At 63.3% G+C, this 12061-nt stretch carries 8 protein-coding genes; 1 reads left to right on the forward strand and 7 read right to left on the reverse strand.

Annotation, left to right across the window (positions count from 1 at the left end; translation table 11 throughout):
* The first annotated feature begins 168 nt into the window (after window positions 1-168).
* Window positions 169-2136: a M23 family metallopeptidase gene (locus tag EOA19_RS19660; protein WP_164892966.1), complete on the forward strand. Its 1968-nt coding sequence runs from the start codon at window positions 169-171 to the stop codon at window positions 2134-2136.
* Between the two features lie 6 nt (window positions 2137-2142).
* Here EOA19_RS19660 and EOA19_RS19665 read toward each other — a convergent pair whose 3' ends face one another.
* From EOA19_RS19665 to prfA, 7 genes are all read right to left on the reverse strand, one after another.
* On the reverse strand, window positions 2143-3702 hold the full coding sequence (locus tag EOA19_RS19665) for an MFS transporter (RefSeq protein WP_128304547.1): 1560 nt from the start codon (window positions 3700-3702) through the stop codon (window positions 2143-2145).
* A gap of 221 nt (window positions 3703-3923) precedes the next feature.
* A complete protein-coding gene (locus tag EOA19_RS19670; RefSeq protein WP_128304574.1) occupies window positions 3924-5429 on the reverse strand; it encodes a L,D-transpeptidase family protein in 1506 nt (501 codons plus the stop codon).
* Window positions 5430-5577: 148 nt separating this feature from the next.
* Window positions 5578-5943, reverse strand: coding sequence for an MmcQ/YjbR family DNA-binding protein (locus tag EOA19_RS19675; RefSeq protein WP_128304548.1), 366 nt, complete (start codon window positions 5941-5943; stop codon window positions 5578-5580).
* Window positions 5944-6057: 114 nt separating this feature from the next.
* Window positions 6058-8664 (reverse strand): ATP-dependent chaperone ClpB, encoded by a 2607-nt coding sequence (gene clpB / locus EOA19_RS19680; protein ID WP_128304549.1) that lies wholly within the window; start codon window positions 8662-8664, stop codon window positions 6058-6060.
* Between the two features lie 219 nt (window positions 8665-8883).
* A complete protein-coding gene (locus tag EOA19_RS19685) occupies window positions 8884-9807 on the reverse strand; it encodes a DUF4167 domain-containing protein (RefSeq protein WP_128304550.1) in 924 nt (307 codons plus the stop codon).
* A 303-nt stretch (window positions 9808-10110) separates the two neighbouring features.
* On the reverse strand, window positions 10111-10986 hold the full coding sequence (prmC, locus tag EOA19_RS19690; RefSeq protein WP_128304551.1) for a peptide chain release factor N(5)-glutamine methyltransferase: 876 nt from the start codon (window positions 10984-10986) through the stop codon (window positions 10111-10113).
* Window positions 10979-12058 carry a peptide chain release factor 1 gene (gene prfA / locus EOA19_RS19695; RefSeq protein WP_128304552.1) on the reverse strand — a complete coding sequence of 360 codons (1080 nt, stop codon included), beginning with the start codon at window positions 12056-12058 and terminating at the stop codon, window positions 10979-10981. The genes prmC and prfA overlap by 8 nt, the downstream gene beginning before the upstream one ends.
* Window positions 12059-12061 lie beyond the last annotated feature (3 nt).

A 12061-nucleotide genomic window follows, 5' to 3' on the forward strand; every position in this document is an offset into this window, starting at 1 on the left:
GAGAAGGTACACCGCCCCGCCTGGTAGGGCGCTCTATAAGAGAAGTGCTTGGGGGCAATTCGTTCGGAGCCTGGCGCTTCGTTGACTTCACCTGCCATGACAGGCAAATGTCACGGCCACAACAAAAGCGACAAGCCGTTCCGCCCGGGGAAGAAGCAGCCTTTCTGGATGCCAGACACGGAAGATGTCATAGCCGAACTCGGCAACGAGCCGCCGCTTGTCGCGGATGGCCGCAGCGGCCCGCCCGACCGGCGCGAGGTTTCTGCACGCTGGCTGTCGGGAACATTTCTCACTGGCGTCACCTCGAGCGTGCTGATGGGCGTGGCGCTGTTCGCCGCCCTTGACGGCCGCCAGCAACTAGCCACCCCACCCGAGATCGCCGAGTTGATCAGCCTTGCCGGCAACGGGGATTCTGGCGAAGTCGCCAAGACCACCAGGCTGGTGGCGCCGCGTCAGATCGCAAAGGCCAAGGACCGCCGCCGCATGGAAGTGTCGATGGTCACCAAGGTCGGCGACCGCGACGTCATCCACACCATGCCTTTCGTCCAGATCAAGATGGCCCTTGCCGCCGGCCACACCACCAGCCGCGCCTACCCACCCTTCGACCCGATGCAGGTGTTCGGCGACGACAGCGACGACAATGCCCAGCCGGCGACGGCCTCTGCCGCTTCCGGCCAGATCTACGGCGCCAAGGTCGAAAGCGAGATGAGCCTGAAGACCATCGATTTTCCGATCGAAACGGCTTCCTTCGACGAAAAGAGTGACCTCTCCGCCGACGAGGTGGAAAAAGTGGTGCGCGAAGCCGGCACCGACCTCAGCGACGGCGCCGTGCAGGTCGCTTCACTTCACTATGTCGACCCGCAGCGATTCGGCGAAGCTTTTGCCGAGAGCATGGCGGGCTCCTACGACGTCAAGATCGTGCCGGAAAATGTCTCGGTGGCGCCCCGCGCCACTGTTGACGACCAGGCGCCGGCTTTCGCCGAGGAAATCATCCCCTTCACCAAGGATCTCGACGTCACCGAGGCTTTTGCTAATTCGGGCTACACGGGTGAAGATGCCACCGGAATGGCCGAAGCTATCGCCAAGTTGCTCAACGCAACGGCGCTCAAAGCTGGAACCGTGCTGCGTGTCGGTCTTGAGGTTCACGGCGATGCCGCCAAGGTCGTGCGCACCAGCGTCTATGACCGGACCCAGCACATCGTCACCATCGCGCTCAACGATCGCGGCCAGTATGTGCCGGCGCAGGAACCGGATCCGAACCCCGAATTGCTGACGGCCTTCGATGATTCGTCGGCGCCCGTGGTGGTGCGCGGCAACCTGCCCAACGTCTATGACGGCATCTACCGCGCCGCCTATTCCTACGGCATGTCCAAGGTGATGACGCAGCGGTTGATCAAGTTGCTGGCGTCCGACGTCGACTTCCAATCCCGCCTCAGCCCCGCCGACCGCATCGAAGTCCTGTTCTCGCAGCCCGACGGTGACGACCAGACCTCGGACAGCTCCGAGCTTCTTTACGTCTCGGCGACGTTCGGCGGCCAGACCCGCAACTTCTACCGCTTCCAGATGCAGGACGGCGGCACCGACTATTTCGATGAGGACGGCTCGAGCGCCGAGCAGTTCCTGTTGCGCAATCCCCTGCCCGCCGGGAAATTCCGCTCCGGTTTCGGCGCCCGCAGGCATCCCATCCTCGGCTATGTCCGCATGCACACCGGCGTCGACTGGTCCGCGCCGATCGGCACGCCGATCATCGCCGCCGGCAACGGCACGGTCGAGAAGGTCGGCTGGGCCGGCGGTTACGGCAAGCAGATCATCATCCGCCATGCCAATGGCTATGAGACATCATACAATCACCAGAGCGCTTTTGCCAAAGGCATCGAACCGGGCGTGCACGTCCGCCAGGGCCAGACCATCGGCTTCCTCGGCCAGACCGGCCTCGCCACCGGCCCGCATCTTCACTACGAACTGATCGTCAACGGCACCAAGGTTGATCCGATGCGTGTCCGCCTGCCGGTCGGCAAGGTGCTGAAGGGCGATGACCTCGTTGCCTTCAAGCGCGAGCGCGAGCGCATCGACGAACTGCTGAAGCAGGAAGACAGCGATTCGCTGAAGGTTGCGAGCGCCAAGATCGACGGTTGACCCGCTTCAGCCTTGCTGATCTTCGGCCTGTCGCGGCCATGGCAATCGCTCACCGGGAATGGTCGTCCAGGCGATGACAGCCGCAAACAGGCAAAGCAGCGCGGTCACCGAAGAGACCGCGGCAAAAGCGGCGTCGCTGGCGGCGAGCCTCGCCGCATCGATGGCCGGCGCAAGCCCGGCTGGCGCCGGTTCACCAAATCCTGGGATGCCCGGCGTTGCGCTCGCGTCCAGCGCATTCGCGTAAACCCATGCGGCAAGCGAGCCCATCGCCGCCACCGCGATCAAACCGCCGATGCGTGAGACGGCATTGTTGATGCCGGAGGCCGCCCCCGTGTCCTTGTCTTCCACCGCCGTCATGATCGCGGTCGACAAAGGCGATACGACCAGAGCCATGCCGAGCCCCATCAGCCCCATCAGCGGGAATGTTCCGGTCCAGAAATTATGGATACCGGCGTAGGTGAGCAAGGCCAGCCCGGCAAACGCAAAAGCCACGACCAGGCTGCCGCAGGCGATCGGAAAACGCGGTCCGATCCGGTCCGACAGCTTGCCGACAGGTCCCGACAAAAGCGCGATCGCTGCTGACAAGGGCAGGAAGATGAAGCCGACCTCGGCCGTGCTCAGTCCCCAGCCGGCGATCAGCAGCATCGGCAGATAGAAAAGGTTGGCCGATAGCGCGAAATAGAGGAAGAACGTCGCCACATTGGCACCGGCGAAAGCACCGACACGAAACAGGCTGAGGTCGATCATCGGCTCACGCTGCCGAAGCTCGAAGACGATGAAGGCAGCCAGCAATACGACGCCTGCGGCAATGCTCGGCCCTGCCATGAGGCCCTCGCCGCTCGCGCTCATCGAGGTCAGCCCATAGGCAAGCGCGCCGAAGGCCAATGTCGCGAGCGCTGCACCGCCGAGATCCAGGCTGCGTTTCTCCGTCGGCGTATCGGCTGGAACCTTGGCCAGCAGCAGCCAGATCGAAATAAGCCCGAGCGGCAGGTTGATGGCGAAGATCGCCCGCCAGATGCCGTCGCCGAAGGCCGACAGCACGAAGCCGCCGAGCACCGGGCCAAGTGCCGTGGTCAGCGCCGAAGCCGCCGCCCAGATGCCGATAGCGCGGCCGCGTTCTTTCTTCGGGTAGGCCTTGGCGATGATGGCGAGGCTGCCGGGCACCATGATCGCTGCGCCAATGCCCTGGACGGCACGAAATGCGATCAGCACAATGGCATTCGGCGCCAGCGCACAGGCAAGCGAAGCGACGATGAACAGCGCAATGCCGGCCACGAAGGCGCGGCGTAGGCCGAATCGGTCGCCAGCGGCACCCCCGGCCAGGATCAGCGCCGAGAGCGTCAACGCATAGGCATTGGAAATCCACTGCGCCTCGGCAAGGCTGGCGCCAAGGTTGACGCGGATCGCCGGCGTGGCGATGGCCAGGATCGAGCCGTCTATGAAGCCAAGCGCCGAGGCCAGGATTGCCGCGATCAGCACAAATCGCCGCTGCGACTGCGGACAGAACGTCCCATTCATGACCGGGCTGGTCAGCGGGACGGCGGCAGCTTTACTCGGTGAATGCATGAAACCTTGCTTAAACCCCTAGCGCACCAGCAACAACCGGCCAGTGGCTTGCAGTCGCTGAAAACAGCCGTTTGGCCAGGGTTGCACCATGTCAGGGTGCAAATGGCACAGTCATGCCAGCCCCGTTACGTGCAGCCGGCGGGGATTTCGATAAGGCGACCACTTGAAAGCTCGGTTTCATCCCGATCGTGCAGCTGGTCTATGCCGCCGCACTTCACAGCTCACTGCTGCGCAAGGCTATCGGCTGAAGGTCCGCCGACAAACTCCACCGTGACACCCGGCGAAACCAGCTTGGCCAACTCCCGCGCATCCCAGTTGGTCAGGCGTACGCAGCCATGGCTTTCGGTCTTGCCTATCTTCGACGGATCCGGCGTGCCGTGGATGCCATAGGTCGGCTTGTCCAGGGCGATCCAGACCGAGCCGACGGGACCGTTCGGGCCCGGCGGAATGGTCAGGACCTTGTCGTTTTGGCCCTGCTTGAAATTGATGCTGGGGTTGTAGGTGTAGTTCGGATCGAGCGCGACGCGCGACACCGTGTGTATGCCGGACGGTGACGGCGTGTCCGATGAGCCGATGGTTGCGGGATAGGCCGCGACCAGTCTGCCGCCGGCATCATAGGCGAAAACCTCTTTCTTGTCCTTGTCCGCGACGATGCGGGCCACCGGCGTCGAAACCAGTTTTCCGAAATTGGCGACCTTGATGGTCGTGCCGGGACGATTGAAATCGACGTCCGGGTTGAGCGCTTTGAGATAATTCTCGTCCATGTGGAAGCGCTCCGCGAGCGCCTCGGTCACCGACGTGTAACCCATGCGGTCGAGTTGCGCCTTCTGGCTGTAGTCTTCCGGGATCGACGCGACATAGGGACCGGCCGCATCCTCCGCTGTGATCGTGTAGTTGGCGAAGGCATCGCCGCCGGATTGCGCAAGTGCCGCCTGGATGGCGACCGCGTCGGTCGATCGCAGATTGGCGCCGGTGATCTGGTTGTAGGCAGCGAGCGCCTTGTCGACATTCGAACCGAAACGCCCGTCGATGACGCCAGGCGAAGCGCCACCCCGGTCGAGCAGCACCTGAAGGGCGGCGACATCCTGGCGCGCTCCCAGCGAAAGTGCCGGGGCAACAGTGGTCTTGTCGCCAGCCTTTGGTGGCAGAGCCGCCTGATCGGCGGGTATCGCCGGCTGGGCAGGGTCTATCGAGGCCTCGTTCAGCGGCTGGCGCTTGATGGTGCCCGGCTTCGCCGGCTGCGGCGCGTCGGGATAATTGTCGTCGTAGCTGCCATCGTCCTGCGGTGGGGGAGGATAGGCTTCGACGGAATTGTCCCCATAGGGATCGTACTCGTCCGCCGGCGGCGGGATAACGCGGCCTTCCTCTTCCAACTGCTGGCGGCGGAACCGCGCCATGTCTTCCGGATCGTCGAGATAGTAGCGGTCGTCGCCGTCGGGGGCGCGGCCCAATTCGCGCAGTCGTGTCTCACGGCGCAGGGCACGACGGTCGAGCCGGGTCTGCGGCGGCTGGATGGCGATGACCTTGCCGGTATCGGCATCGACGATGACGCGGTTGCCTCTAGCGTCGTAGTAGATGTCGAGATTGCCGTCCTGGGCGATAAGGATGCCCCCGGTATCGGCGGCACGGACAATCGGTGGTGCGCTGTCCTGCGTTGGGGCAGCGATTGCATTGGCAGACAAAAGCCCGCCGGCAAGTACCGAAAGGGTGAAGATCGTACGCAGCATAGTGGCGAAACTCTCCGGTCCGTAATTGCCGCCGCCCGGCATTGTTCTCTGGCGAAGCCCCTCGCCAGCAAACCAGTTACCCACCATATGGTTCCAACATGAACCGGGCATGAAGATGGCGGTTTTCCGGCGCCTCGAGGAATATAGACTAGCTTGCGGCAAGTCCTAATTCCTTGCGCGCCTGCCTGGTCAGTTTCAGGGCTACAAGGCGATGGCTCTCGCGCAAATAGTCCTTCAGCGCGGCATCATCCATGCTCTGGCTTGTCCGACGCTGGATCCATGTCATGCCGCGCGAGGCAAGATAGGGCGCGGGCCGCAGGCCCGGCTGCTCCTTGAGCACGTCATAGGCGATATCGGAGCATTTGAAGGTGACGAAGAGCTGCTGGCCCTGGTCCCAGCCGCCGATCGCGAAGACCTTGGCCCCGATTTTCCAGACATGGGCGCCGCCCCACTGGACGACATGGCTCGTCGCGGGCAGCGAGGCGCAGAAGCTGTTGTAATCGTCCAGTGTCATCCGCGCCCGCTTTTTTGCGCATGTCGCCCAAAAGTGGCCCCGATTTTGGGAGAACGACATGCATATGACAAAGACCTCAAAAGCCGCGCGTCCGGGATGGACGCGGGGCTTGGATCAGGCTGCCACTTCCGCCGCCACAATCGTCGGTTTCGAGCGGAAGTTCAGCCGGTCGGAACCGGCTGTCACCTTGACGGTCGAGCCGTCGAGGATGTCGCCGAGCAGGATCTTCTCCGCCAGCGGGTCCTGCAATTCCTTCTGCATCACTCGCTTCAGCGGTCGCGCGCCATAGGCAGGGTCGTAGCCCTTGGCCGCCAGCCAATTGATCGCCTCCTGGTCCAGCGAAAGTGTGATCTTGCGATCGACAAGCAGGCTCTCCAGCCGCTTGAGCTGGATCTCGACGATGCGGCCCATATCCTGCCGGCGCAGCCGGTGGAACAGGATCACCTCGTCGACGCGGTTGAGGAACTCCGGCCGGAACGACGCCCTGACGACACCCATCACCTCGTCGCGAACCAGATCGACGTCCTGATCCTCGCCGAGATTGACGAGAGATTCGGCGCCGAGGTTCGACGTCATGATGATCAGCGTGTTGCGGAAGTCGACCGTGCGGCCCTGGCCATCGGTCAGGCGGCCATCGTCGAGCACCTGCAACAGCACGTTGAACACATCGGGATGCGCCTTCTCGATCTCGTCGAACAGCACGACCTGATAAGGCCGGCGCCGCACCGCTTCGGTCAGCGCGCCGCCTTCCTCATAGCCGACATAGCCGGGAGGTGCGCCGATCAGCCGGGCGACCGAGTGCTTTTCCATGAACTCCGACATGTCGATGCGCACCATCGCGCTGTCGTCGTCGAACAGGAAGCTCGCCAGCGCCTTGGTCAACTCGGTCTTGCCGACACCCGTCGGCCCGAGGAACATGAACGAGCCGATCGGCCGGTTCGGATCCTGCAAGCCCGCGCGGGCGCGCCGCACAGCCTTCGAGACAGCTTGCACCGCCTCGCCCTGGCCGACGACGCGCTTGCCGATCTCGTCCTCCATGCGCAACAGCTTGTCGCGCTCGCCCTGCAGCATCTTGTCGACCGGAATGCCGGTCCAGCGCGAGACGATATGGGCGACGTGGTCGGGGGTGACCACCTCTTCGACCATGCCGACCTTGCCGTCCTGGGCCTCGGCCTCCTTCAGCTTCTTTTCCAGCTCCGGGATCTTGCCATAGGCAAGCTCGCCGGCGCGCTGGAATTCACCCTTGCGCTGGGCAATGGCAAGGTCGTTGCGCGCCTCGTCGAGCTGCTTCTTCAGATCGGCGGCAAGCCCGAGCTTCTGCTTCTCGGCCTGCCATTTGGCGGTGATCTCGGTCGATTCCTCCTCAAGGCCGACGAGTTCCTTTTCCAGGCGGGCGAGCCTGTCCTTCGAAGCATCGTCCGTCTCGACTTTCAGCGCCTCGCGCTCGATCTTGAGCTGCATGATGCGGCGATCGATCTCGTCCAGCGCCTCGGGCTTGGAATCGACCTGCATGCGCAGCCGCGATGCGGCTTCGTCGACCAGGTCGATCGCCTTGTCCGGCAGGAAGCGATCGGCGATGTAGCGGTTGGACAGCGTCGCCGCCGCCACCAGCGCCGAATCCGAAATGCGCACCTTGTGGTGCTGCTCGTATTTTTCCTTCAGGCCGCGCAGGATCGAAACGGTGTCCTCCACCGTCGGCTCGTCGACGAACACCGGCTGGAAGCGGCGGGCAAGCGCTGCATCCTTCTCGACATGCTTGCGATACTCATCGAGCGTGGTGGCGCCGACGCAGTGCAGCTCGCCGCGCGCCAAAGCCGGCTTCAACAGGTTCGACGCATCCATGGCGCCATCCGCCTTGCCGGCGCCGACCAGCGTGTGCATCTCGTCGATGAACAGGATGATGTTGCCGTTGGCCGAGGTGACTTCGGAGAGCACGGCCTTCAGCCGCTCCTCAAACTCGCCGCGATATTTGGCGCCGGCAATCAGCGCGCCCATGTCGAGCGCCATCAGTTGCTTGTCCTTCAGCGATTCCGGTACGTCGCCATTGACGATGCGCAGCGCCAGGCCCTCGGCGATCGCCGTCTTGCCGACGCCCGGTTCGCCGATCAGCACCGGATTGTTCTTGGTGCGGCGCGACAGCACCTGGATGGTGCGGCGGATCTCGTCGTCACGGCCGATCACGGGGTCCAGCTTGCCGGCACGGGCATCCGCGGTCAGGTCGCGCGCGTATTTCTTCAGCGCGTCGTAGCCCTGTTCGGCACTCGCCGAATCGGCGGTGCGGCCCTTGCGGACATCGTTGATGACCTGGTTGAGCGCCTGCGCGGTGACGCCGGCCTTGGCCAGTATGTCGGCGGTCTTGGCCGATTTCTCCATGGCGAGCGCCTGCAAGAGCCGCTCCACCGTGACAAAGCTGTCGCCGGCTTTCTTGGCCAGTTCCTCGGCGGTCGAAAACACTTTTGCCAGCGGCTGGGCCAAATAGAGCTGGCCATTGCCGCCCTCGACCTTGGGCATCGCTTCGAGCGCCGTCTCGACGCCAAGCTTGACGTCGCGGACGTTGCCGCCGGCGCGTTCGATCAGCGACGCCGCCAGGCCCTCATCGTCGTCGACGAGCACTTTCAGGATATGTTCAGGGGTGAATTGCTGGTGGTTGCGGGAAAGCGCCATAGTCTGCGCGGACTGGATAAAGCCGCGCACGCGCTCTGAGTATTTCTCAAGGTTCATATCTGTCTCCTTCCATCACCGGCCCGCTTTGCGGCACCGGATCCGATTGCGGTGACGGACCCGCCCATTCGAGCCGGGTCCAGTTGAGGCTGATATGGTGCACAAGCTCCGAACCCTCAAGACGTCTCGATATCGGCAACTTCATAATATTGCACGGCCGCCCAAACGAAAACGGCGGAGATTTCTCTCCGCCGTTCAATGCCTTGAAATGCCGTTCGATCAGTTGTCGATATCGACATTGACCGGCTGGGCATTGCCGCTTTCGACCGGGGCCGCCTCGGCACTTTCGCCACCGCCGTCAGCCTGATCGGCGTTGACGCGCGGGCGGCGCGGACGACGCGGACGACGGGCAGCCCCGCTTTCGGCGGCCGCCTCGTTGAGTTCGGCCTGGGCGGCAAGACCTGCCGGGGAAAGATTCTCGAACGACGGAGCCGGTTCGGCCGGCGCTGCAGATTCGGTCGGCGAAACGGCTTCGCCCTGAACCGGGGTCTCGTTGCCCTGGGGCTGACCACCTTGTTCCACGGGTGAACCAAAGTCGCGCTGGCCGTTCTGGCCATAACCGCCATTGGGGCGACGATCGCGATGGCGCCCGCCATTGTTGTCGCGGCCACCATTGTTACGCCCGCCATTGTTATCGCGGGCCTCGCGGCCACCTTCCCGGTTGAGCGCAACCTCGGCAGGCGTCCCTTCGATGACCGGCTGCGGGCCGGCGCCATGGTTGATCACCGGGACCTGGACGTCGGAAACAGTGTTGCTGTTGTTGTTGCCGCCATTGTCGAAATCGTCGCGATCCTCGTCGCCGTCATCGTCGAAATCATCGCGATTCTGCTGCGCGTTCTGGATCGGCATCTGCGCCTGTGCGGCCGCGATGATGCGATTGTAGTGCTCGGCGTGCTGGAGATAGTTCTCCGCCATGACCCGGTCGCCGGAGCTGTGAGAATCGCGGGCAAGGGTGGCGTATTTTTCGGCGATCTGCTGAGCCGAACCGCGGATCTTCACATCCGGGCCATTGCTCTCGTAGTTGCGCGTCAGGGGATTAGGCCCCTTGCGGTTGTTGTTGTTATTGTTGTTGTTATTGTTACCACCGCCGCCGCCACTATTGTTGCGACCGCGCATGCGCCTGTTCTGCTGTTGTGGCCTCATCAAACTCTCTTCATTTTGAAATTTTCGAAAAACTCTTCACGAACGGAGGCGCTCATGCAGCCAGCCGTTTCGTCTCTTCACCGGCGTTCGCCCGCATCGATTGCGTTGGCGCCACGTGCCATCCTGTTCCGGTTACATCACTTGCCGGACGATTCCCGCACGAAGCTTGGGCATCGTTTGCGCAAGAAGGCAGCTATTTCCGAGGAAAACCGAATCGCTAAGAGCACTGCCTGCTTCGTCTCATCCGGTTAAGGCGACCCTAGCCGCATTCCCCGGCATTGCCAAGCGCTTTTTTGCACTGCGTCAAGGCTTTATCCTTTCAAAGACAACAACCCTGTCGTTTCCACCGAGGTCACGAAAAGCACCGCCCGGCACGTAGCCGGCTGCAGCGAATATCTCGCAGACCTCATTGCGTTGCGTATGGCCGATCTCGACCGCAATCCTGCCTTCAGTTTCCAAAAACCTTGCCGCTTCCGCTGCGATGGTTCTGTAGGGGTTCAGACCGTCCGCGCCGCCATCCAGGGCCAGGCGCGGGTCGAAATTGCGGACTTCGTCCTGCAGATTTCCAATGTCTTCCGTGGTTATATAGGGAGGGTTTGCGACAATTACATGGTACCGGCCGGAAACTTTTTCGAACCAGTCCGACTGCAGCGTCGTGAACCGGCCTGCAAGACCCAGTTGCCCGGCATTGCGCGCCGCCGTCACCAGCGCACCCGCGGACAGGTCGACGCCCGTGGCGTTAGCCGTCGGCACGACACTGAGCAGCGCCAGCGCAATGGCGCCGGTGCCGGTGCCAAGATCGAGGATGCGGCACCCGCCTTCCCGCGCCGCAACTGCCTTGACGAAGGGCAATATCGCCTCGACCAGCGTTTCGGTATCCGGCCGCGGCTCCAGCGTTTCCGGCGACAGCGACAGGCGCAAACCGTAGAATTCACGATAGCCGAGGATGCGATGCACCGGTTCGCCGCTAGCGCGGCGTCTCAAGGCGGCATCGATTTCGGCAACAACGCCGGCGCCGAGCCTGCGTTCGGGGTCCGCAATGGCTTGCGTGCGCGTCGTGCCCGAAAAATGCTCGACGATCAGCCGCGCATCGAGCGCCGGATCATCGATAGCGGCAGCGGCAAGCCGAGCCTGCGCTTCCCGCAGCAGCGGCCCGAGTGCATCGGGCAGGTCAGTCATCGATGCCGATGTCGGCGAGCAATTTCGACTGGTGATCGGCGATCAGCGCGTTGATGATCTCGTCGAGTTCGCCCATCATTACCCGGTCGAGTTTGTAGAGCGTCAAATTGATGCGGTGGTCGGTGACGCGCCCTTGCGGGAAATTATAGGTGCGGATGCGTTCCGAGCGGTCACCGGAACCGACCTGTGACTTGCGCGATTCGGAACGCTCCTCGTCGGCCTTTCCGCGCTCCAGATCATAGAGCCGGGCCCGCAGGATCTGCATGGCCTTGGCGCGGTTCTGATGCTGCGATTTCTCCGCCTGCACGACCATGATGCCGGTCGGCAGATGGGTGATGCGGACGGCCGAATCGGTGGTGTTGACGTGCTGGCCGCCCGAACCCGATGCACGCATCGTGTCGATGCGGATGTCTTCGGCCCTGATGTCGATGTCGACCTCTTCGGCTTCGGGCAGCACCGCGACGGTTGCCGCCGAGGTGTGGATGCGCCCGCTCGCCTCGGTCGCCGGCACGCGCTGCACCCGGTGCACGCCGGATTCGAACTTCAGATGCGCAAAGACGCCCTTGCCCGACACCGTGGCGATGATCTCCTTGAAACCGCCGGCATCGCCATCACTGGCCGAGGCGGTCTCGAAACGCCAGCCGCGTTCGGCGGCGTAGCGCTCATACATTCGAAACAGGTCGCCGGCGAACAGCGCCGCCTCGTCTCCGCCGGTGCCGGCGCGGATTTCGAGAATGGCGTTCTTGTCGTCGGCCGCATCCCTGGGCAACAGCAGGATCTGGATGTCCTTCTGCAGCGCCTCGATACGGTCCTCGACCTCCGGCAGCTCGGCCTCGGCGAGCGCCCGCATCTCGGCATCGGTGCCCTTGTCGGCAAGCATGGCTTCGAGGTCGGCCTGCTCATGCTCGGCCAGGCGCAGCGCCCTGACCTTGGCCACCATGTCCTGGATTTCGGCATATTCGGACGCCATCCGCACATAGGCATCCGGCGCCGGGCCGGCCGACATCTGCGCTTCGAGCATCTCGAAACGCTTGACGACTTGATCCATACGATCGCGGGGCAAATTGACCATGAT

Origin of the sequence: Mesorhizobium sp. M7A.F.Ca.US.010.02.1.1 (assembly GCF_004023085.1) — a bacterium.
In the GTDB taxonomy this organism is placed as follows: Bacteria; Pseudomonadota; Alphaproteobacteria; order Rhizobiales; family Rhizobiaceae; genus Mesorhizobium.

Bases quoted from the DNA above. Each gene is read 5' to 3' on its own strand.
- prfA (WP_128304552.1), bottom strand. From the start codon at position 12,058: ATGGTCAATTTGCCCCGCGATCGTATGGATCAAGTCGTCAAGCGTTTC.
- EOA19_RS19665 (WP_128304547.1), bottom strand. From the start codon at position 3,702: ATGCATTCACCGAGTAAAGCTGCCGCCGTCCCGCTGACCAGCCCGGTC.
- EOA19_RS19660 (WP_164892966.1), top strand. From the start codon at position 169: ATGCCAGACACGGAAGATGTCATAGCCGAACTCGGCAACGAGCCGCCG.
- EOA19_RS19675 (WP_128304548.1), bottom strand. From the start codon at position 5,943: ATGACACTGGACGATTACAACAGCTTCTGCGCCTCGCTGCCCGCGACG.
- EOA19_RS19670 (WP_128304574.1), bottom strand. From the start codon at position 5,429: ATGCTGCGTACGATCTTCACCCTTTCGGTACTTGCCGGCGGGCTTTTG.
- clpB (WP_128304549.1), bottom strand. From the start codon at position 8,664: ATGAACCTTGAGAAATACTCAGAGCGCGTGCGCGGCTTTATCCAGTCC.
- prmC (WP_128304551.1), bottom strand. From the start codon at position 10,986: ATGACTGACCTGCCCGATGCACTCGGGCCGCTGCTGCGGGAAGCGCAG.
- EOA19_RS19685 (WP_128304550.1), bottom strand. From the start codon at position 9,807: ATGAGGCCACAACAGCAGAACAGGCGCATGCGCGGTCGCAACAATAGT.